We start from the raw sequence: 21999 nt of genomic DNA, 5'->3' as shown, positions 1-21999 counted from the left end.
AAATGCGCATTACTGAGGTAATCGACAAAAGTGTTTTAAGAAAATTATCAGCAACCAATAACCGGGTCGCCTCGTTGCATCTTGCTCTGCGTCTGGGGATCGAGTTATTGCTGATTTTTATGTTGTACAAAACGCAGCATCATATTTTGCTGCTGGTTTTAACCATTTTGCTGCTCGGTTTTGTGCACAGCTTCTGGGGTTATGCGGGTTACGCGCATGAACTTTTCCATAAGCGTGTATTTTCAGCGAAATGGGCGAATCAGCTGCTGTTTCGTTTTTCGGCTGCCGTGACATTTAATAATCGGGCATTTTTTGAAGCGAGTCATATGCGTCATCACAGCAAAACCTTCAGTGATGATGACGATGAAGGGCACAGTTTCCAGAACTGGAGTATCGCGAACATTATTCGTTACACCCTGTTCGATTATACCTTTATGTGGCGCAAGGTGACTTACACCATTAAAAACGCCTGCGGTATTATTCCCGCCTCGTTTTCGGCCATTAAAGTCAATATCCAGCGAGCAGCTGCTGAAGTTTTGATTATTAATGGGTTGATCTATCTGGCTGTGTATCTTGCCACCCAAAGTGGGTGGGTGGTACTGGCTTATTTTGTTGCTCAGTTCTCCTGTCAGTTGCCCAATCGCATGCTGGCCCAGGCACAACATTTGGGGCTGGAGGAGCAGAAAGATAATGGGCCATTAGGTCATTCCCGTACCATCACGTTGCCGGTGTGGCTGGCATTTCTCTATGCCAATATGAATTACCATTGCGAACATCATATTATGCCGTCAATTCCTTATTATCATTTGCCTGAGCTGAATCAGCGCTTAAAAGCAGCCGGTGTGACCTTTGAAGAGGTTGGCGCAGATTATCTCTTTACCACCTTCTGGCAGGAAGTGAGGCATAAACAGCAGGCGCTCGCGCTGTAGACAGCATATATGGAGAGTGAAATGAATATTGAAGAACTCATTGCTGCGGAAGAAGACTATTTCGCGCCAATGATTGCCAGAGCAGAAAAAGCCACAGCCGAACAACGTGCGTCATGGCAAAAAGAGACGGTGCGCGAAAGGCAGGAAAGGATTTCGCTGGAGGTTTTTGATTCTGTTGAGGGCAGGGTTAAATACGGACCATTTAAAGGTCTGCAATTAAACCGTGAGACCTGGTGGGGTAAACTCGATTTAGGTTCTCAGTGCCTTGGCCTATATGAAAAAGAGCTGCTCGATTTTATTGCGGCCTTGCCTGACGATCAATTCTCTCATTTTATTGATATTGGTGCTGCGGATGGTTATTACGCCATTGGCATGCTGGTTTCGCAAAAAATCCGCAATTGCATTTGTTTTGAACAGTCAGAAAAAGGCCAGCAAACGATTCTGGCGAACTGGCAACGTAATCACTCACCGGGAAAGCTGAAGATCTTCGGCGAAGCCAATGAGCAGAGTCTGGCCTCGTTGTTACCAGAAGAATTGCAACGGGCGCTGGTATTAATTGATATCGAAGGTTTTGAGTTCGAGCTGCTGAATCCGGCCTTTTTAGCGAAACTCCAATCCTGCACCATCATCATCGAAGTGCATAACTGGGTAGAGGATTTCCTCGCCAAATATACGCAGCTGTTGCGTAATGCCCATCTCTTCTTTGACATTGAAATGGTTGAGCGTATTGATCGCACCACCAGTCATCTGCCGGAATTAAGAGATATGACGGATGACAATCGTCTGCTGTTTACCTCTGAACGTCGGCCCTGCATGATGCGCTTTTTGCAACTGACACCGAAAAAGTCATCTGCCACACCGCGTTAAGCGGGTAAATATCAGACAGGCTATGCTGCCTTGCCGATTTCCCGCTGGACGCCACTATGCTGACCTTCAAAGCGTTTTCACTTTGTGTTGTTATGATCATCCTGTTGTCGCTGTTTGCCAGCCTCGCGCGTGCCACGCATGGGGTTGGACACACCAGCGAGCGTGATGGCTGGTGGTCAGCACGACGTGATTCAGCCGGTATCGCCCCCGATCCGCGCAGCCATGCGTCGGAAGCCATTGTGCAGGTTTATGCGGCTCCGACCTATGGCTGGAAGGGGGCGGTGGCGGTACATCCGTGGATCATCTTCAAGCGTGCCGGTGAAACGCAGTACAACCGCTATGAGGTAATCAGCTGGGGTAGCGATGACAAAGTGCGCCACAACGCCAATATTCCCGATGGTTACTGGTATGGCGCACGGCCAAGGCTATTGGTGGAGCATCGCGGTGCGGCGGCGCAGGCGATGATTCCGCAGATTGAAGCCGCCATCAAATCCTATCCGTGGCCCCAGACTTATCACGCCTGGCCGGGTCCGAACAGCAATACGTTTCTTGCCCATATTGGCCGTGAAGTTCCGGCACTGGAACTGGATTTACCGGCCAACGCGGTAGGAAAGGATTACCGGCCACTGTGGAATCCCGTGGGATTACCGCCATCGGGACGAGGCATTCAGGTATCCGTGCTGGGTCTGGCTGGGGTGACGGTCGGCGCTGAAGAAGGGTTTGAACTGAATGTGCTGGGCCTGAATATGGGGCTGGATTTCAGCCCGTTCCGCCTGCGCCTGCCGTTTATTGGCGGCATCGGCGGTGATAATGTTCAGCAGGATAACCCGCCGGGTTAATGGTGCAGTAAAAACAGCGTAGCCAGCCCGAGGAAAATAAAAAAGCCCCCGGTATCGGTGATGGCGGTGATCAGCACGCTGGAGCCGACTGCCGGGTCGCGTTTCAGTTTGGTCATGATCAGTGGGATGAGCACCCCCATCAGCGCCGCCAGCAGCAGGTTGAGCACCATTGCCAGCATCATGACGCCTCCCAGCGCCATATTGTCGTACATCATCCAGGTGACCCCGCCCATAATGCCGCCCCAGAACACGCCGTTTAGCAACGCCACACCAAGCTCACGCAGGATCAGAAACGAAAAGTTTCCCGGTTCCACCTGATGCAACGCCAGCGCGCGCACAATCATGGTGATGGTTTGATTGCCGGTATTGCCGCCAATCCCGGCCACGATCGGCATCAGGGTTGCCAGCGCCACCAGTTGCGAGATGGTGGCTTCAAACAAACCGATCACGCGCGAGGCGACGAACGCGGTACACAGGTTAATCGCCAGCCACGCCCAGCGTTTACTGACCGCTTTACGCACCGGTGCGAACACATCCTCTTCCTGGCTGATGCCACCCATTTTACGGATGTTGCTTTCGTTCTCTTCGTTGACGAGGTCAATCACGTCTTCAACGATGACGCGGCCGATCAGCTTGCCCCTGGCATCGGTGACGGCGGCGGAAATCAGGTTATAACGTTCAAATGCGCTCGCCGCGTCTTCTGCTTTATCGTTAAGCTGGAAGGTGGTCGGTTTAGCGTTCATCACGCTTTCAACCCGCGTGCCGGGCGGATTAAGCAGGATGGTGGTGAGCGGCAATTCGCCCAGCAATTGGTTGCTTTTATCGGTGATAAATAGCTTATCGGTACCATCCGGCATGGTTTTATGGCGGCGCAAAAAACGCTGTACGGTGGCGAGCGTGACATCCGCGCGCACTGTCAGGATGTTGAAATCCATGATACGCGCCACCCGGTCACGGTCGAACTCCTCCACGCTGAGCACATGCGCACGCTGGCTGGGATCCAGCGTGGTCAGCAGACGTCCGGTCAGATCGCGCGGCAGATAGCGTGCCAGATAAGCCTGGTCGTCAAGATCCAGCGGCTCGATGGCGCGCAGGATCTCGCGGTCGGTCATGCTTTCGGTCAGGCTGGCCCAGACGGTATCGGAAGCTTCAACCAATACCCGGCCACGTTGTTCGCACGGAACTAAGCGCCACAGTGCCTGACGCTCAACATGCGGCAGCGCTTCAAGAATGTCGGCCAAATCCGCGGCGTGCATCATCTGCAAATCACTTTCCAGCTGCTGACGCCAGCCGTTGATCTCTTTCAGCTCACTGGCAGATAAATCCACCGATTTATCCAGCAGAACATCGACTAAATCGTGTTGAGTCAGCAGCAGGTTGAGAATGCGATGGCGGGTTTCAGTCAGTTGTTGCGCGGGCGAAGCAGACATAACGCGTCCTTTGTGTCTGTAATTGTCAGGTCGAAGTGTAGTGCGTTACGGGTAAACAGGACATAACAGGTTGCATTGTCGCACAGGGCAATGTGAAGGTGCAGTGACTCGCAAATTCCTTTAACGCGTGTCGGTGCTGCTTTGCGTCACCGGGTCGGGTGTGGCTTTCTTCTGCTGATGATGCTCAATGGCACCAGGGATGGTGAAAATCAGACGGCCAACCAAAATAAAAAAACTGATCAGCAAAACAATTCGTGTCATCGAACCGGTTTTGGGACGTCTTCGTGCGGGGAAAGCGTTATTCACGCGGGGTGATTCCTGTCGATACCCATTTGGGCGATAGCAACATTTAGTCATACTTAGATCGGTAAAGCAATCGCTGTGTGAAAAATGAGCAGAAAAGGTTAAAAATGGCGGCGCATCTGCACCGCCACCGATCAGTAACTGGCTTTTTGCGCCAGCAGCGTAGCGAAGCGGCAGCGGATGCGCTGGCCGTTTTCATCACGCCGATGCAGCTCACCGACATGCTCGTTATATTTCACGATATGCCAGCTGCGGTAGTAGTCACTGAGTTCACCGGACTTAAAGGTGAACGGGAAGTTGAGCGGATTGGGATAATCGTCAGTATCCATGGCTGCGACAATCAGGTTGTAGCCATATTTCACCGTGCTGGCCTGCATATCGGCAATCAGCTGCGGAATGGTTTCCGGTTGCAGAAACATCATCACCACGGTAGAGAGCACCAGCTGGTAATCGCCGTTGAAGCGGACCTGGTTCAGGTCACAGGCTTCAGCCCGGATATGTTGCAGCTGCTCATCGTGGATAATTTGTTGCAGCCGCGCCAGGCTTTGCGGATTGCTATCCCAGCCCGTCACATCAAATCCCTGTTGATTGAGAAACAGGCTGTTGCGGCCCTGGCCGCAGCCCAAATCCAGCACCTTACCGGGCGTTAATTTGGGCAGCGCTTCCAGCACTTCCGAATGCGGTGGCGTCAGGCCATACTTTTCCGCGAAATAGTTGTCAGGACGAATGGTCATAATAACCCGCGTTTACTCCTCTTGCAGAATCAGGTTCCAGCCGGTCACTTCATTCCAGTAGCTTTGCTCGCGCTCCAGATCCAGCTGCACCAGCGTGTTCTGGCTGAAGTAGCCCGCCGGGAAAGTGAGCGTCCAGTGTCCGTCATCGGTATTCAGCTTCAGCGTATCCGGGCGCGTGGTGGCCTGGCGCTGATTATTCAGCAGGGTGCCGAGACGCAGCAGGAAAACCAGCGGCAGAAACTGCTTCTTCTTAAACAAGGTGAAGCGTGGCATTTCATCCACCTTCACCGCTTTACGGTGGAAGCGTACCAGCATCGCCAGCAGCATCTGTTGATCCTGATTAAAACCTGGCATGTTGGTGTATTGCAGGATGTAGGCCGAGTGACGCTGCATGCCACTGTGGTTAATGGTCAGCCCGACTTCATGCAAGGTCGCCGCCCATTTCAGCAGCGCCGCCAGTTGCGGATTCGCCAGTTTTGGGTTCTGGTCGAGCCATTGCAGATACAGCTGCTCGGTAGTTTCCAGCACGCGACGCGCCTGCTCGTTATCGATGGCGTAATGATTTGCCAGACTTTGGGCGGTACGGCTGCGGATATCCTGGTGGCGGAAGCGGCCTTCCATTTCATACAGCACGCCTTCGCGCAATGCGCCATCGGACAGACGCAGCTCACGAATCGCCAGCGCATCAAAGACGCCACACAGAATCGCCAGCCCAGGCACAAACACCGCCTTACGTTCTTCGGACAGGCCCGGCAGGCTAAGCGCCGCAAAAGATTTGTGCTTGATCACCTCGTTATACAGCTGGTCCAGCCGCTCCGGGGTAATCAGTTTCTCTTTCTCGCCCATCGCCAGCAGCACTTCGCAGGCGGCTTTGATGGTGCCAGACGCGCCCAGCGCGTACTGCCAGCCATGCAGACGATATTGCCAGGCCAGGGTTTCCAACTTTTGCGCCGCCGCCAGACGGGCGCGACGGAAGTTTTCCGGCGAGATTTCCCCTTTGGGGAAATACAGCTGGGCAAAACTGACGCAACCCATACGGCGGCTTTCCACCAGCTGCGGTTCGAAATCTTCGCCAATCACCAGCTCGGTCGAGCCACCGCCGATATCGATCACCAGCTTGCGGCCTTTCTCCGGCTGCGTATGCTCCACGCCCATAAAGATCAGACGTGCTTCTTCATTGCCGGAAATCACTTCAATCGGGTAGGGGATGACGTCGGCCGCCCGTTGCAGAAACTCTTCAGCGTTAATCGCCTGACGCAGCGTATGCGTCCCCACGATGGTGACGTTAGCCGGGCTGAACCCTTGCAGGCGCTCGGCAAACAGCGCCAGACAGCTCAGACCGCGCTGGATCGCCTCTTCGCTCAGGCGATTCTGTGCATCCAGACCATCGGCCAGATGCACACGCTGCTTAAGTCGTCCCAGCACCTGCATGGCACCATCCACCACACGGGCAATCACCATATGAAAACTGTTGGAGCCGAGGTCAATGGCCGCAAACTCCTGTGGCTTCGGCGTACTCTTATGGGAAATTGGCATAGGAATTATTCAGGTTGTTCCAGTTTCTTGATGTAATCGTAAATTGCCAGCTGCGAACGCACCTTCCGGCGGTTGCCGCGCGGCACATAACGGTTACTCAGTTCTTTGTCGACGATACGGGCTTTTACTGTATCGCTAAACAGGATGGCAATGATATCCAGTACGCGCTCTTTCAGACGAGGGTCCAGGATCGACACCGCCACTTCAATACGATAATCGATATTGCGTGTCATCCAGTCCGCAGAGGAGAGATACACTTTTTTATCGCCACCGTTTTCGAAAATATAGACGCGGTCGTGCTCCAGGTAGCGGTCAACGATGCTAATCACGCGAATATTTTCGCTAATGCCGGGTAAATCCGGGATCAGCGAGCACATACCGCGTACCAGCAGATTAACTTTTACCCCGGCAGATGACGCAGCATACAGCCGATCCACCAGACCGTTATCCACCAGGTTATTAATTTTCAGCGTAATGCCCGCTGGAATGCCCTGCTGCACGTTGGCAATTTCGTTATCAATCAATTGATAAAGCATATTGCGCGAATTTTGCGGCGACACCATCAGATGGTCGAAACTCACCGGACGATACGGGTTTTCAATAAAGTTAAACACCCGACGCACTTCATTGGTGATACGCGCATCCGCAGTTAACAAAGAATAGTCAGTATAAATGCGTGCGGTTTTTTCGTTGAAGTTACCGGTGCCGATATGTGCGTAGCGCACAATCTCTTCCCCTTCGCGACGCGAGATCAGGAACAGTTTGGCGTGAATTTTCAGACCCGGCGCAGAGAAAATCACATGGACGCCCGCTTCGGTCAGACGCTTCGCCCAGCGGATGTTGGCTTCCTCATCAAAGCGCGCCTGCAACTCCACCACCACCGTCACTTTCTTGCCATTGTAGGCTGCGTGGATCATCGCATCCATGATGCGCGAGTTTTTCGCCACACGGTAGATGTTGATTTTAATCGCCAGTACGCTGGGGTCGAAGGAGGCCTGGCGCAGCAGTTCAAGCACATGCTCGAAAGTATGGTACGGATAGTAGAGCAGCACATCGCGGTTGCGAATGGCGTCAAAGCCGTTGCGGAAGCCATCAAAGCCAATATGACGAATCTGCGGTAACGGGCGATTCTCCAGATTGCTTTTACCTTCATTTGGGAAGCTGATGAAATCTTTGAAGTTATGGTAACGGCCGCCCGGCACCACCGAATCATAGTTGGAGATGGAGAGCTTATGACGCAGCATCTCCACCATTTCATCCGGCATATCACGCTGATAAACGAAACGCACCGGCTCGGCGTTGAGGCGCTGTTTCAGGCTGGAGGACATCAGTTCCAGCAGGCTGGATTCCATCTCAGTGACCAGATCGTACTCGGCATCGCGCGTCATCTTCATGGAGTAGGCATTCAGCGAATCATAATCGAAAAAGCCTTTGAAAATTTCATCAAGGCAATAGCGCAGAATGTTGTCCAGCAGGATCATCGGTTTACGGCGACGCGGTGACTCGGCCGGCAGGTTAACGAAACGCGGCACTTTATCGGACGGAATTTCCAGCAGGGCATAGCGTTTGTCTTCACCACGAATGATTTCCACCGCCAGATAGGTGTAATCGTCCTTGAGGAATTCGATTAAATCGGTGTCGTGGTTAAGCAGAATCGGGGTGATGTGCTGACGCAGCTGGTGCTTGAAGTAATACCGCAGCCAGACCTGTTGATTGGGCGACAGCTGACGTTCATTAATCAGGAAGATCTGATTACGCGCCATCTCCAGCAGCAATTCGTTATACAGCGCGTCAAATTCCTGGTCGGATTTCAGGACCCGTTGCTGGATCTTCTTCAGCAGATGACGTGGGGTGCTGGGCGATCCTTGTTCTTCACCGATCAGAATGCGACGTTTCAAATCAGCGAAGCGGACTTTATAAAACTCATCAAGGTTGTTCGAATAGATCCCGAGGAAACGCATACGTTCAATCAGCGGGTTACTTTTATCCGCTGCTTCCTGTAACACGCGTTCATTAAATGATAACCAGCTTAATTCTTTTTCTATATACAGCTTTTCCTGACCCATTCTGACTCCGTGATGCTGTTGCTGGACGGGGTGTCCGGCGAAAAGGGGCTTTCGCTCAGTGTCCGTCACCATTATGGCGAGAGTATGGCAGGCTTGTCCAACGCCAACAGTTGTCTTATCAATCAGCTACGGGCAACATAGCGGCTTGTCTACGAGCGTAACCCTGGTCTGCATGAGCATAACAAGAATTCCCGTCCACTTTAGTGATAGCCGCCGTCGAGCCATCGACCGGTGGGTAAAGCGTGTTGTCACCGCCTGCGGCGTGGGGATTCTGGCTTTGATGTTACTGCTATTTTTCTGGTTGATCTGGGTCGTCATGCCACTTTTTAATCCGCCAGGGATGCAGATCGTCGCCAGTCAGCAGCTGTGGGACAAGGCTCCGGTGCTGGCATTAGGCAACGATGGGAAACTGGGATGGCGCATCAGCCGCGATGAAGCGCGCTTTATTCCGCTTGATGGTCAACCTGCCGGGCCTGCGCTGGCACTGCAGGGTAAACCGGATGCGGTGGTGCAAAGCGCCGACCATAACAGCCTGCTGTTGAATATGCAGGGTGACCTGATGTTGATGCAACCGGTTAATGGCGAATGGCGTTTTCCGCTGGGCGATCGTCCGATGCATCTGCCGCAGGGGGGCGTAGCGCAGATGGCGCTGGCTAGCCTCGGGGCTGATCAATGGCGCATCGCTGCGCAAACCGCCACCGGCATCATCGTGCTGACGCTGGATAAATCAACCCACGTCAACCAGATTGTCCTGTCTCAACAGCAGGCCGATCATCTGCTGTTCTCCCCGGACGGCAACCTGCTGTATACCAGCGAGGGCCGTCTGCTGCGTGTCTGGCAAATCAATGCCGACGGTGCGCAACTGCGTGAAACACAAACGCTGGTGCAGCGTCCGCGTAGCCTGCAGCTGCTGGCCGGTGGCCGCACCTTGCTGATTCAGGATCAACGCGGCATCAGCCAGTGGTTCGCGATTACCGGTCCACAGGGGCCACGTTTACAGGAAATCCATACTTTTGACGGCAGTTCGGCTACGGCAATGATTGTGACCGAACCGCAGCGTCGCGTCTTCGCCACGCTGACGCCTGAGGGCGACGTCAGCCTGTTCGCCAGTAAGCAACAGGGGGCGACAGTCACCCGCAAGCTGGATCCGGGTATCGTGGCTGCCGCTTTTTCACCGCGCGGCGATACGCTGGTGGTGGAACGGGCAGGGCAATGGCAGCGTCTGCGCCTTGACGATCCCTGGCCTGACTTTAGCTGGCGCAACCTGTGGCAGAAAATCTGGTATGAAAACTATCCGCAGCCCGATTGGGTATGGCAATCCACGGCGGCGGGGGACAGCTACCAGGCCAAATTCAGCCTGATACCAATGATCATTGGCACTCTGAAGGCCGCCAGCCTGGCGCTGTTGTTTGCCACCCCACTGGCGCTGGCTGCGGCGATGTACACCGCCTGGTTTATGACACCGGGCCTGCGCCGTTGGGTGAAACCAGGCATTGAGATGATGGGTGCGCTGCCGAGCGTGGTCATCGGGTTGATTGCCGGAGTGTGGCTGGCACCGCATATCAGCAATGCGTTGATTGGCGTGTTGCTGCTGCCGCTAATGCTGGCGGCTACGTTGTTGTTATGCGGGATGCTCAGCCCACGCCTGCCCGCGCGCTGGCGTCAGCCAGGTTATGAGGTGCTGTTGCTGCTGCCGATCCTGCTGGCGGTGACGCTGTTGACGCTCTGGCTGCCAACCCATTTCTGGCCCGCGATGGGGGAACGGCTGGCCCATTATGAGCAGCGCAACCTGCTGGTGGCGGCGCTGGCGATGGCATTTGCGCTGGTGCCGCTGATTTTTACCTTATCGGAAGACGCGCTGTTTAGCGTGCCGGTCTCGCTGGGGCAAGGCTCGCTGGCACTGGGGGCCACGCCGTGGCAGACCCTGACGCGCGTGGTGTTGCCCGGTGCTTCGGCCGGGATTTTTGCCGCACTGATGATTGGCTTTGGCCGTGCCCTGGGGGAAACCATGATCGTACTGATGGCGACCGGCAACACCCCGGTGAGTGAAGGCGGGTTATTTGCCGGATTACGTGCGCTGTCCGCCAATATCGCCATTGAAATGCCGGAAGCGGCAGCGGGCAGTGCCCATTACCGCATTCTGTTTCTCAGTGCGCTGATTCTGCTGATATTTACCTTAATCATTAACACGGTGGCGGAAGTGATCCGTCAGCGCCTGCGACAGCGCTACAGCCAGCATGAGGGACAGGGATGAAGGTAATGCGCCAAAATGATCGCTGGCGCTGGCTGACTGCCGGTGCGGTGGCCGTGTGTTTACTGGCTTTTACTCTGCTGATTGGCTTACTGGCGTGGCAGGGGATGCGTGCCTTTTGGCCGCAGCCGGTCGATCAATATCTGTTCCAGCCACCCGAGGGCGAACCGGTGATGGTGCTGGGGGAAACCCTGCAACGTCAGCGGCATGACAACGGCTGGCGCTATACGGTGAAAACCGGGAATCGTGATTTTGCGCCCCCTGATTTTCGCGTGATTGACAGCCAGAGCCGGGCGAAAACCCGCAGGCCTGCGGATGTGATGGTGCTGCAACGTCGCAGCGGCGGGAACGCCTACGGCTGGTTTATTGAGCTGCGTGAAGATAATGAAGTGCTGACGGCACGCGATCGGGATGGGCTGTTGCATCAGCGTCTGCAACAGGTCCATGAACAGCTGCGCCAGGCCAGCCATATTCGCCGTATCGAGATGGCGCGCCTCAATGCGCAGCTGGAAAATCTGCAACGCCAGGCTGAGGCACAGCAGCGCAAAGGGGAGTTTAGCGCGCAGCGCCAGTCTCAATACGATGCCAACAGCGCCGCTTTGCAACGGAACTTCGCGGCGCTGGGCAACCAGCTGGCGCAGTTGCAAAGCGCCAGCCACCGGGATGTGTTGATATTGCGTGATGTGCAGGGACAGGACCACCCGATCCCGCTGGCGCAGATTGTCGCGACCTGGTATCCGAATAACATGAGCCTCGGCCAGAAAATGCAGCATTTTCTCAGCCAGCTATGGCAATTTGTCAGCGATAATCCGGCGGCAGGCGAGAGCGAAAGCGGCGCATTCCCGGCGATTTTTGGTACGGTGCTGATGGTGTTGCTGATGTCGGTTATCGTCATGCCACTTGGCGTGGTGGCGGCAGTCTGGCTGCATGAATACGCCGGGCGCAACGCGCTAACCCGACTGGTGCGGATTGCGGTGGTGAATCTGGCGGGGGTTCCCTCGATTGTTTATGGCGTGTTTGGTCTGGGCTTTTTTGTCTGGCTGATTGGCGGCACCATTGACCAGATATTTTACGCGCGCGCCTTGCCCAACCCGACATTTGGTACCCCCGGTCTGCTGTGGGCGGCGTTGACACTGGCGCTGCTGACCCTGCCGGTGGTGATTGTCGCCACGGAAGAAGGTCTGTCCCGTATCCCGGATAGCCTGAGACAAGGTTCGCTGGCGCTGGGGGCGACGCAGGCCGAAACGCTGTGGCGTGTGGTGCTGCCGCTGGCGGTTCCGGCGATGTTGACGGGGTTGATTCTCGCGGTGGCGCGTGCGGCCGGGGAAACCGCTCCGCTGATGCTGGTCGGGGTGGTGAAGATGGTACCGGAACTGCCAGTCGACGCAGTGTTTCCTTACCTGCACCTTGACCGCAAATTTATGCACCTCGGTTTTCAGATTTACGATCTGGCTTTTCAAAGCCCGAATATCGACGCTGATCGCCCCCTGGTTTACGCCACCGCCCTGTTGCTGGTGGTGATCATCCTGTCGCTCAATTTGCTGGCGATGGCGCTACGCCACCGTCTGCGCGAGCGTTACCGGCTTATGACGCATTAAAAGGTTTTACACATGACGCCCGATTACGACATCGCTCTTGAGGTTAATCAGCTTTCGCTATGGTATGGCGAGCGCCAGGCGCTGAACAACATTGCCCTGCAACTGCCGAAGAATCACATCACGGCGCTGATTGGCCCCTCCGGTTGCGGCAAATCGACGCTGCTGCGCTGCTTTAATCGCATGAATGATGTGATCGATCGCTGCCGGGTGGAAGGTGAGATCCTGTTGGGTCAGCATGCCATTATGCAGCCAGAGCAGGATCTGGCCGCGCTGCGGCGACGCGTTGGCATGGTGTTTCAGCGTCCGAACCCGTTCCCTAAATCAATTTATGAAAACGTGGTTTATGGTCTGCGTTTACAGGGCGTACGCGATCGTCGGGTGCTGAATGAAGCCTGCGAAAATGCTCTGCGTGCGGCGGCACTGTGGGGTGAGGTGAAGGATCAATTGGGGCAAAGTGCCTTAACCCTCTCCACCGGACAGCAGCAGCGGCTGGTGATTGCGCGTGCCATTGCCATCGAGCCGGAAGTCCTGTTGCTGGACGAGCCGACCTCGGCGCTGGACCCGATCTCTACGCTGGTGATTGAAGAATTAATGACTACGCTGAAGCAGCATTTCACGCTGGTGCTGGTGACGCACAATATGCAGCAGGCGGCGCGCGTGTCGGATTACACCGCGTTTATGCACAACGGCCAACTGGTGGAGTTTGATGAAACCGACCGCATCTTCACCGCACCGAAAACGCGGCGCACCGAAGATTACATTACGGGACGGTTTGGGTAAGGCAAAACCTAAAACCTAAAACCTAAAACCTTGCGCGATAAATCGCGCCGCTACGGTATGTGCAATCCTTTGTAGCGGCGCGATTTATCGCGCGAAGTGGGTCTCAGGAATGGAATCAATCGTGGGCATAACCCTGCGGTGGCAACGGTTGGCCATCCAGCCAGGCGGCACCTTCACGCATCTGCAAACGTCCATCGACAAACCAGCTAATCACCAGCGGATAAATCGCATGTTCCTGATGCTGTACGCGGGCGGTGATTTCATCTTCCGTATCGTCCGCAAACACCGGTACGCGTGCCTGCAAAATAACCGGCCCGCCATCCAGCTCGTCAGTGACGAAATGCACTGAGGTGCCGTGTTCCTCGTCGCCATTCTCCAGCGCCTGACGATGGGTGTGCAGGCCAGGATACTTGGGCAGCAGGGAGGGATGGATGTTGACCAGACGATCGTGATAATGCGCCACAAACGCCTGGCTGAGAATGCGCATATAACCGGCCAGCACCACCAGATCCGGGGCGTAAGCATCAATCTCCTGCATCAGCTGGCGATCGAAGGCGTCACGGTCGGCAAACTCACTGGCGGCCAGCGTATGGGTCGCGACACCCGCTTCCTGCGCGCGCGTTAAACCCATTGCCGAGGCTTTATTACTGAAAACGGCAGCCACGCTGCCGTTAATCCGCCCGCTTGCGCAGGCGTCGAGGATGGACTGAAGATTGCTCCCGTTACCGGAAATCAGTACAACCAGTTTCTTCATGGGTTGATAACCACACGCTCTTCGGCATCAGAAGCTTTGATCACACCGATTTTCCACGCCTGCTCGCCTGCGTCGGTCATCAGCTGAATCGCTTTGTCGGCTTCTGCCGCGCTCAGCGCAATCACCATACCCACGCCGCAGTTAAAGGTGCGGTACATTTCATGACGGCTGACGTTACCGGCCTGTTGCAGCCAGCTGAACACCGCCGGCCACTGCCAGCTGCTCTCTTCCAGCACCGCCTGGGTGTTGTCCGGCAATACGCGCGGAATGTTTTCCCAGAAGCCGCCACCGGTGAGGTGCGCAATCGCGTGCACATCAACCTGTTCGATCAGGCTGAGGATATTTTTCACGTAGATGCGGGTCGGAGCCAGCAGATGATCGGCCAGCGATTTACCTTCCAGCTGTTTGCTTTCCGGATCGGTCTGGCTCACCTGGAGGATTTTACGCACCAGCGAATAACCGTTGGAGTGCGGACCGCTGGAGCCCAGCGCAATCAGCACATCACCATCCTGCACTTTCGAGCCGTCGATGATTTCTGATTTTTCCACCACGCCAACGCAGAAACCTGCCACGTCGTAATCTTCGCCGTGGTACATGCCTGGCATTTCAGCGGTTTCACCGCCAACCAGCGCACAACCCGATTGCAGACAACCTTCGGCGATCCCGGTGATCACCGATGAAGCGGTATCCACATCCAGCTTGCCGGTCGCATAGTAGTCGAGGAAGAACAGCGGCTCAGCGCCTTGAACCACCAGGTCATTCACGCACATCGCCACCAGATCGATACCGATGCTGTCATGGCGTTTCAGATCCATCGCCAGACGCAGCTTGGTGCCGACGCCGTCGGTGCCGGAAACCAGCACTGGCTCGCGGTATTTCTGCGGCAGCGCACAAAGCGCGCCAAAGCCACCCAGTCCACCCATCACTTCCGGGCGGCGGGTCTTTTTCACTACGCCTTTGATACGGTCAACCAGAGCGTTACCAGCGTCAATATCTACACCGGCGTCTTTGTAGCTGAGAGAGGTCTTGTCGGTCACTGCGGAATCCCCACGCGAGTTGCGGTTGGTGGTTAAAATAAAGCGGCGTAATTCTACCAGCGCAGGCAAACGTTTGCGAGTCCCATCTCACGCTGCCTTTGCACAGTACCGCTTTTTCGCTAATCCTTAATCCCGGAGGGAGCAGGGCGTTGTATTGACCAATGACATATGGCGTCGCGGAAAAAAGGCGGTATAATCCGGCGATTTTTTTTTCGCTCAACACAATTCCGGGAGAACACTCATGAAGATCGTGGAAGTCAAACACCCGCTGGTCAAACATAAACTGGGCCTGATGCGTGAGCATGATGTCAGCACCAAGCGATTCCGCGAACTGGCCTCGGAAGTAGGCAGCCTGTTGACTTATGAAGCCACTGCCGACCTGGCAACCGAGCGCGTTACCATCGAAGGCTGGAATGGCCCGGTAGAAATCGAACAAATCAAAGGCAAAAAAATTACAGTGGTGCCGATTCTGCGTGCTGGCCTGGGCATGATGGAAGGGGTGCTGGAGCACGTACCGAGCGCACGTATCAGCGTAGTGGGTGTTTATCGTGATGAAGAAACCCTTGAGCCGGTACCTTACTTCCAGAAACTGGTTTCCAACATCGAAGAACGCATGGCGCTGGTGGTTGACCCGATGCTGGCAACCGGTGGATCAATGATCGCCACCATCGACCTGCTGAAAAAAGCCGGTTGTAACAGCATCAAGGTACTGGTGCTGGTGGCGGCACCGGAAGGGATTGCCGCACTGGAAAAAGCGCACCCGGATGTGGAGCTGTACACCGCGTCTATTGATAAAGGCCTGAACGAGAAGGGCTACATTATTCCTGGTCTCGGCGATGCCGGTGACAAGATTTTCGGAACCAAATAAATAAAGCAGCCGGCCAGAGAGTCGGCTTTTTTTTGGCAAAAAAGCACCACACAACTCAAGGGGATAACTGAATGACTCGTCGCGCCATCGGCGTTAACGAACGACCGCCGCTACTCAAAACCATTCCACTCAGCCTGCAACATCTGTTTGCCATGTTTGGTGCAACGGTGCTGGTGCCGATTCTGTTCCACATCAACCCGGCCACGGTGTTGCTGTTTAACGGTGTCGGTACGCTGCTGTACCTGTTTATCTGTAAAGGTAAAATTCCGGCCTATCTCGGCTCCAGCTTTGCTTTTATTTCGCCGGTGTTGCTGCTGCTGCCGCTGGGCTATGAAGTGGCGCTGGGGGGCTTTATCCTCTGCGGCTTCCTGTTCTGTGTGGTGGCGCTGATTGTGAAAAAAGCCGGTACCGGCTGGCTGGATGTGATGTTCCCGCCTGCAGCGATGGGCGCCATTGTCGCGGTTATCGGCCTGGAACTGGCGGGTGTGGCAGCTAATATGGCCGGACTGCTGCCCGCTGAGGGCACCTCACCGGATGGCACCACCGTGTTTATCTCGATGGTTACGCTCGGTGTGACCGTTTTCGGTTCGGTGCTGTTCCGGGGTTTCTTCGCCATCATCCCGATTCTGATCGGTGTGCTGGTGGGCTACGCGCTCTCTTCCTTTATGGGGATCGTCAACTGGGCTTCGGTGGTGAATGCGCCCTGGTTCGCGCTGCCAACCTTCTACACGCCACGCTTCGAGTGGGCAGCGATGCTGACCATTCTGCCTGCGGCGCTGGTGGTGATTGCCGAGCACGTCGGTCACCTGGTGGTGACGGCGAATATCGTCAAAAAAGATCTGATCCGCGATCCCGGCCTGCATCGTTCGATGTTTGCCAACGGTCTCTCCACCATGATCTCCGGTTTCTTCGGTTCGACGCCTAACACCACCTACGGTGAAAACATTGGCGTGATGGCGATTACCCGTGTCTACAGCACCTGGGTGATCGGCGGCGCGGCGATTTTGGCGATCCTGCTGTCCTGCGTCGGCAAACTGGCGGCGGCGATTCAGGCGATCCCGGTGCCGGTGATGGGCGGCGTCTCTTTGCTGCTGTACGGGGTGATCGGTGCCTCCGGTATCCGTGTGCTGATTGAATCCAAAGTGGATTACAACAAAGCGCAGAACCTGATCCTCACCTCGGTGATCCTGATCATCGGCGTCAGTGGCGCGAAAGTGCATATCGGTGCTGCCGAGCTGAAAGGCATGGCGCTGGCGACCATCGTCGGTGTGGCACTCAGCCTGATTTTCCGCGTAATCAGCCTGTTACGCCCGGAAGAAGTGGTGCTGGACGCTGAAGATCAACGCGAATCCTAAGCGTCTTTGCCGGGCAGGGAAGCCCGGTTCATCTCTGGCAAGGATCATGATAAACTTGCCCGGTTTTCTGCCCGTTCATACCCTGAGGTGCTTCTGAACACGCCGGCACAGCTTTCACTGCCACTTTACTTACCTGATGACGAAACCTTTGCCAGCTTCTGGCCGGGGGAAAATCCGTCCCTCCTTGCTGCGCTACAGGGCGCGCTGGGGCAGCAACACGGCAGCTATCTCTATTTCTGGTCACGCGAAGGCGGTGGCCGCAGCCATCTGCTGCATGCGGCCTGCGCGGAAATGTCGGCGCGTGGCGAAGCGGTGGGTTACGTCCCGCTGGATAAGCGCACCTGGTTTGTTCCCGACGTGCTGGAAGGCATGGAGCATCTGGCGCTGGTGTGCATCGACAATATCGAATGTATCGCCGGAGACGCTGAGTGGGAAATGGCGATCTTTGATCTCTACAACCGCATTCTGGAAATCGGCAAAACCCGCCTGTTGATCACCGGCGATCGTCCGCCACGTCAGCTTAACCTCGGGTTGCCGGATCTGGCATCACGCCTCGACTGGGGCCAAATCTACCGCTTGCAACCGCTGTCGGATGACGACAAATTGCAGGCGATGCAGCTGCGTGCCGGGATTCGCGGATTTGAATTGCCGGAGGACGTCGGGCGCTTCCTGCTGAAACGCCTCGACCGTGAAATGCGCACCCTGTTCGACACACTTGACCGGCTGGATCGTGCCTCGATCAGCGCACAACGCAAACTCACCATTCCCTTTGTTAAAGAAGCGCTGGGGCTTTAAACAATCTCCAGCACCGCTTCCGGCGGGCGACCGAGACGCGCCTGCTCACCGTTAATCACAATCGGCCTTTCGATCAGTTTCGGGTTATCCGCCAGCGCCTGAAGCAGCTGATCTTCGCTCAGATCCGGGTTGGCTAATGCCAGCGATTTATACAAATCTTCTTTGCGGCGCATCAGTTCACGCGCGCTGTTCATCCCGAGTTGTTTCAGCAAGGTTTTCAGCGTGGCTACGTCTGGCGGGGTCTCCAGATACAGCACCACTTCCGGCTGCACTCCCTGCTGTTGCAGCAGCGCGAGGGTTTCGCGGCTCTTGCTGCAACGCGGATTATGATAAATGGTCACCATGATTAAGATCCTTTTTGATACTGACGGAAGCGTTTTTGCAGCTCACGAAATTGGTCGATGCGCGCATCATAACGCGCCTGTTTCAGGCTGCCGAGCGGCACCTGGGCGCTGGCGCGGCTGAGTGCCCGGATAGCCTGATCCATCTGACCATTCAGCGCCAGGCCTTCGGCACGCGCCGAGAGTTCCTCATCCTGCAACCCCTGGGCTGCTGAAGCCTGGGCCAGCAGATCCCAGCCATTAGGATCGTCCGGGTGCGACCAGGTATAACGATTGAGGATGCGGCTGGCATTGGCGGGTTGTTTGGCTTCAACGTAGGCGTTCGCCAGGTTGAGCTGAATCACCGCGTTGTTGTTGCTGCCTTTGGCGCTGCTGAGCATGTTGATAGCCTGCTGCGGTTGATTCAGGCCGATATCAATATCCGACATGATATCGAGAAACCACACGTTATCCGGCTGTTTAGCCAGCATCGGCGAAATGATTTTCTTCGCGTTTTCAAAGCTTTTGGCCTGCAAAAACTGTACCGCTTTGCCGTACTGTGAAGCCTGCTGCTCGCGACTGTTGCCTTTGGCGTATTGATTCAGCAGCTCATCGGTCAGCTGATTCTGGCCGGTGGAATACATGCCGAGGGAACGAACTTTCGCCATGTAGAAATCCTGTGAGGACTGCACCACTACCGGACGCATCTGGTTCGCGCGGTTGCGCGCATCCGCCAGACGGCTGTCGGGCAGGGGGTGCGTCAGCAGAATTTCCGGTGGTTTTGACGAGAAGCGGCTTTGATCTGCCAGCTTTTGCAGGAAAGCGGGCATCGCCTGGGGATCAAACCCGGCGCGTTGCAGCACCTGAATACCGATGCGGTCCGCTTCCTGTTCATTGCTTTGGGTAAAGCTGATCATCCCCTGTTGCGTCCCGGCGAGGGTGCCCATCAGCCCGGCCATCCCCGCCTGCGGGTTGGCTATCGCCAGCAAAATCGAACCGAGCGCACCGACCCAGGTCAGCGGCGCATTCTTCTTCTGTTCTTCCATCGCGCGTGCCAGATGGCGCTGGGTGACGTGCGAGATTTCGTGCGCCATCACCGATGCCAGCTGGCTTTCGTTATCGGTGAAGCGAAACAGCGCCGAGTGCAGCACCACGTTGCCGCCAAAGAAGGCGAAGGCGTTCAGCTCATCATTCTGGATCAGATAAAAATGAAACGGGGTGCGAACCGAGTTGGCATGCGCGACCAGCCGCTGTCCGAGTTGGTTGATATATTGATTCAGCAAGGGATCGTTGATCAGCGGGGCGCTGGCACGCAGCTGACGCACATAGAAATCGCCAATCTGCAATTCCTGATTAATCGACAGCGTTGCACCTGCCGTGGTGCCCATATCGGGCAGAGAATCGCTCACATCGGCGCGGGCGCTCAGCGCGGGTGTGAGCAGCAGCGCAGGAATAAGGGCCGCCAGCACTGATTTCTTCAACCGGTTAAACATGCCTTGATCCTGTAATGAGTGACCTGAAATTGGACAGGTAAGTGGTGCAAATGTTCTGCGATGCTGTTCCGTAGCGGCGCGATTTATCGCGCTGTTTTTGAAAAGACGCGCGATAAATCGCGCCGCTACGGACAGGATTTTTATCTTAACCAGACTTATCGTACAAGCAAGCGCACGCACGAAATGAGATAAATGCAAAATGTTGCTGACGAATGGCGAAAAAAGTAGCAAAAATTTGAATAAGACAAATGCGCCATTTGCTGGGATGTTGCGCCTGGATAAGCGTAAATTCAGGTAAAATTACTCAAAATTATTGAATCTGGCATGAATCTTTCCAGGGTTACTCTGAAAAGTAGCGCTGAGAATGCGCGGATGGCCTGATTTATCCATCGACAATATTAATCATGACGCAAAAGGTTAAGCAGGGGACTGCATAAAAGGATGGTCATATTTCCCCTCATTGATAGTCATGACAATCGGATTCCCCGGTAAAACTCCCGTCCAGCCATTCTTCAACTCGTCAACTTTCCTTCATCAGCGTTGCTATTCAATGAGCCGCGCTAATTATTTTTCCTGCAATGAAACCGCGTACAGCCGCGAAAACCGGCGGCTTTAGGCGTTGTCCTGGTGTGGTATAGATAAAGCACGTTGTTCAAACGGACTGCGCCTGCCTGCCGGAGAGTGTCTATGCGTTCTGTTGTCTCCTATGCCCTGATTGCGATCGTCGGTGGTTTTGTTGGTGCCGTTGCCAGTAAAAGCGATGACCTCTATCAGCGCGTCGTGAACCACTTTTCTTCGCCACCGACCGACCCGGAAGGGTTCTGGAGCACGCCGGGCATCAATGGCTACGGCAAGATCCATTACGAACCCGATGCGGCCTTTAAACCGGTGGCGGGACTGAGCAACAAAATTGTTTTCCAACTCACTAAAAACGAAGGAGATATCGCCCGGCCAAATCTCGGGCTGGAACGTGTGGCCAGGGTGGTGAATCTGTATATCGCCTCGGGCGTCCCGGCGGAGCAACTGCACTTTGTGGTGTCAGTCACCGGTGATGCGACCCCGGCGATGCTGGATAACACGCATTTCAAACAATTTTATGGCACCGATAACCCCAATCTGCCGCTGATTGCAGAGCTGACTAAGCAAGGGGTGAAGGTGTCGGTATGCGATCAGTCGGTGGCGTTTCATCACTACCCCAATGACTGGATCGACAGATCGGTGATCCATGCGCTCTCCAGCCCGACCACAGTGTCGACGCTGCAAAATCAGGGCTATGCATGGCTACAAATGTAACGGGCTTTTTGATAATGGTTGAGGAGAAGTGAAATGCGTCCAGCGACATACATTGTAGTGGCAGCACTGGCCGGTTTTATCGGCGGAAATGTGCTTCAGCTTCCCGACCTTGTTGATAAAGTCAGCGACAAGTTTGCGGATAAAAAAACCGAACCGGCCGATTTCTGGAGCACACCCGCCATCGACGGTTATGGCAAGATTCATTTTGTGAACACGCCTGCGTTTAACCCCGGCAATACGCCAGGCCTGAGCAACAAAATTGTCTTCCAGATTAACCGTAACGACGGGGATATCCGCCAGCCGAACCTCGGTCTGGAACGTGTGGCACGCGTCACCAACCTTTATTACGCCGCAGGTGTGCCGCTGAACCAGCTGAACTTTGTGGTATCGATTAACAGCGATGCAGTGCCAGCCGCGCTGAACAACGAACAGTTCCGTAAAGCCTATGGTGTGGACAATCCCAACCTGAAGTTGATCAACGAACTGGAAAAAGCCGGGGTGAAGGTGTCGATTTGCGATCAGTCGGTGGCTTTCCATCAGCTGGAACGTGAATGGATTGACCCGATGGTCACGCACACGCTGTCCAGTGGCACCACCGTCGCCACGCTGCAAAACGAAGGATATGCCTTCCTGATGTTGTAATCCCTCTGACAGCAGTCTTCGCTGCTGTCATCTTGCTGTCATCTCCGCGTGATGTGGCTGTCACAGTTCGCCATTAAGTTAAGCGCCAATGAGATCGATCTCATTGGTG

The 21999-nt window shown here is 55.2% G+C and carries 20 protein-coding genes; 11 read left to right on the top strand and 9 right to left on the bottom strand.

What is annotated here, in order from left to right; genetic code table 11:
* Window positions 1-2 precede the first annotated feature (2 nt).
* Genes HA50_RS14480 through HA50_RS14470 form a run of 3 tightly spaced genes read left to right on the top strand, consistent with a single transcriptional unit; the run spans window position 3 to window position 2635 of the window.
* The gene (locus tag HA50_RS14480) at window positions 3-929 is read left to right on the top strand and encodes a fatty acid desaturase family protein (protein ID WP_084876290.1); all 927 of its coding nucleotides are present in this window, start codon (window positions 3-5) and stop codon (window positions 927-929) included.
* Between the two features lie 21 nt (window positions 930-950).
* Complete coding sequence (locus tag HA50_RS14475; RefSeq protein ID WP_084876289.1) at window positions 951-1796, top strand: class I SAM-dependent methyltransferase; 846 nt, start codon at window positions 951-953, stop codon at window positions 1794-1796.
* 56 nt (window positions 1797-1852) lie between these two features.
* Window positions 1853-2635 carry a DUF3750 domain-containing protein gene (locus HA50_RS14470; protein WP_084876288.1) on the top strand — a complete coding sequence of 261 codons (783 nt, stop codon included), beginning with the start codon at window positions 1853-1855 and terminating at the stop codon, window positions 2633-2635.
* On the opposite strand, the gene mgtE is transcribed toward HA50_RS14470, so the two are convergent.
* The 5 genes from mgtE to ppk1 all read right to left on the bottom strand — a co-directional run bounded on the left by mgtE (window position 2632) and on the right by ppk1 (window position 8704).
* Window positions 2632-4065, bottom strand: coding sequence for a magnesium transporter (gene mgtE / locus HA50_RS14465; protein WP_084876287.1), 1434 nt, complete (start codon window positions 4063-4065; stop codon window positions 2632-2634). The genes HA50_RS14470 and mgtE overlap by 4 nt on opposite strands.
* A gap of 120 nt (window positions 4066-4185) precedes the next feature.
* Window positions 4186-4371: a YfgG family protein gene (locus HA50_RS14460; protein WP_084876286.1), complete on the bottom strand. Its 186-nt coding sequence runs from the start codon at window positions 4369-4371 to the stop codon at window positions 4186-4188.
* Between the two features lie 131 nt (window positions 4372-4502).
* On the bottom strand, window positions 4503-5102 hold the full coding sequence (gene tehB / locus HA50_RS14455) for a tellurite resistance methyltransferase TehB (protein ID WP_084876285.1): 600 nt from the start codon (window positions 5100-5102) through the stop codon (window positions 4503-4505).
* A 12-nt stretch (window positions 5103-5114) separates the two neighbouring features.
* Window positions 5115-6638, bottom strand: coding sequence for an exopolyphosphatase (gene ppx / locus HA50_RS14450; RefSeq protein WP_084876284.1), 1524 nt, complete (start codon window positions 6636-6638; stop codon window positions 5115-5117).
* A gap of 5 nt (window positions 6639-6643) precedes the next feature.
* Window positions 6644-8704 carry a polyphosphate kinase 1 gene (ppk1, locus tag HA50_RS14445; RefSeq protein WP_084876283.1) on the bottom strand — a complete coding sequence of 687 codons (2061 nt, stop codon included), beginning with the start codon at window positions 8702-8704 and terminating at the stop codon, window positions 6644-6646.
* 172 nt (window positions 8705-8876) lie between these two features.
* On the opposite strand from ppk1, the gene HA50_RS14440 reads away from it, so the two are divergent.
* The 3 genes from HA50_RS14440 to pstB are packed head-to-tail and all read left to right on the top strand — an operon-like array spanning window position 8877 to window position 13333.
* The gene (locus tag HA50_RS14440) at window positions 8877-10958 is read left to right on the top strand and encodes an ABC transporter permease subunit (protein ID WP_084876282.1); all 2082 of its coding nucleotides are present in this window, start codon (window positions 8877-8879) and stop codon (window positions 10956-10958) included.
* Window positions 10955-12553, top strand: coding sequence for a phosphate ABC transporter permease PstA (pstA, locus tag HA50_RS14435; RefSeq protein ID WP_084876281.1), 1599 nt, complete (start codon window positions 10955-10957; stop codon window positions 12551-12553). The genes HA50_RS14440 and pstA overlap by 4 nt, the downstream gene beginning before the upstream one ends.
* A 12-nt stretch (window positions 12554-12565) precedes the next feature.
* On the top strand, window positions 12566-13333 hold the full coding sequence (gene pstB, locus HA50_RS14430) for a phosphate ABC transporter ATP-binding protein PstB (protein ID WP_084876280.1): 768 nt from the start codon (window positions 12566-12568) through the stop codon (window positions 13331-13333).
* A gap of 115 nt (window positions 13334-13448) precedes the next feature.
* Here the strand turns inward: pstB and purN are convergent, their stop codons facing one another.
* Together purN and purM are read right to left on the bottom strand one after the other, a co-directional pair.
* Complete coding sequence (gene purN, locus HA50_RS14425) at window positions 13449-14087, bottom strand: phosphoribosylglycinamide formyltransferase (RefSeq protein ID WP_084876279.1); 639 nt, start codon at window positions 14085-14087, stop codon at window positions 13449-13451.
* The gene (gene purM, locus HA50_RS14420; protein ID WP_084878544.1) at window positions 14084-15124 is read right to left on the bottom strand and encodes a phosphoribosylformylglycinamidine cyclo-ligase; all 1041 of its coding nucleotides are present in this window, start codon (window positions 15122-15124) and stop codon (window positions 14084-14086) included. The genes purN and purM overlap by 4 nt, the downstream gene beginning before the upstream one ends.
* A gap of 241 nt (window positions 15125-15365) precedes the next feature.
* Between purM and upp the strand changes: the two genes are divergently transcribed.
* The 3 genes from upp to hda all read left to right on the top strand — a co-directional run bounded on the left by upp (window position 15366) and on the right by hda (window position 18142).
* Entirely contained in the window at window positions 15366-15992 is a 627-nt protein-coding gene (gene upp / locus HA50_RS14410; protein WP_021184323.1) for a uracil phosphoribosyltransferase, read from the top strand.
* Window positions 15993-16063: 71 nt separating this feature from the next.
* Window positions 16064-17347: a uracil permease gene (uraA, locus tag HA50_RS14405; protein WP_084876278.1), complete on the top strand. Its 1284-nt coding sequence runs from the start codon at window positions 16064-16066 to the stop codon at window positions 17345-17347.
* An 87-nt stretch (window positions 17348-17434) separates the two neighbouring features.
* Window positions 17435-18142: a DnaA inactivator Hda gene (gene hda / locus HA50_RS14400; protein WP_084878542.1), complete on the top strand. Its 708-nt coding sequence runs from the start codon at window positions 17435-17437 to the stop codon at window positions 18140-18142.
* Here the strand turns inward: hda and arsC are convergent.
* Window positions 18139-18486: an arsenate reductase (glutaredoxin) gene (gene arsC, locus HA50_RS14395; protein ID WP_084876277.1), complete on the bottom strand. Its 348-nt coding sequence runs from the start codon at window positions 18484-18486 to the stop codon at window positions 18139-18141. The genes hda and arsC overlap by 4 nt on opposite strands.
* A 2-nt stretch (window positions 18487-18488) precedes the next feature.
* On the bottom strand, window positions 18489-19955 hold the full coding sequence (bepA, locus tag HA50_RS14390; protein ID WP_084876276.1) for a beta-barrel assembly-enhancing protease: 1467 nt from the start codon (window positions 19953-19955) through the stop codon (window positions 18489-18491).
* 687 nt (window positions 19956-20642) lie between these two features.
* Between bepA and HA50_RS14385 the strand changes: the two genes are divergently transcribed.
* The gene (locus HA50_RS14385; RefSeq protein WP_084876275.1) at window positions 20643-21248 is read left to right on the top strand and encodes a DsrE family protein; all 606 of its coding nucleotides are present in this window, start codon (window positions 20643-20645) and stop codon (window positions 21246-21248) included.
* A gap of 33 nt (window positions 21249-21281) precedes the next feature.
* Complete coding sequence (locus tag HA50_RS14380; protein WP_084876274.1) at window positions 21282-21890, top strand: DsrE family protein; 609 nt, start codon at window positions 21282-21284, stop codon at window positions 21888-21890.
* Window positions 21891-21999 lie beyond the last annotated feature (109 nt).

Origin of the sequence: Pantoea cypripedii, from assembly GCF_002095535.1 — a bacterium.
In the GTDB taxonomy this organism is placed as follows: Bacteria; Pseudomonadota; Gammaproteobacteria; order Enterobacterales; family Enterobacteriaceae; genus Pantoea; species Pantoea cypripedii.
This window is presented reverse-complemented; position numbering and strand designations above follow the sequence as displayed.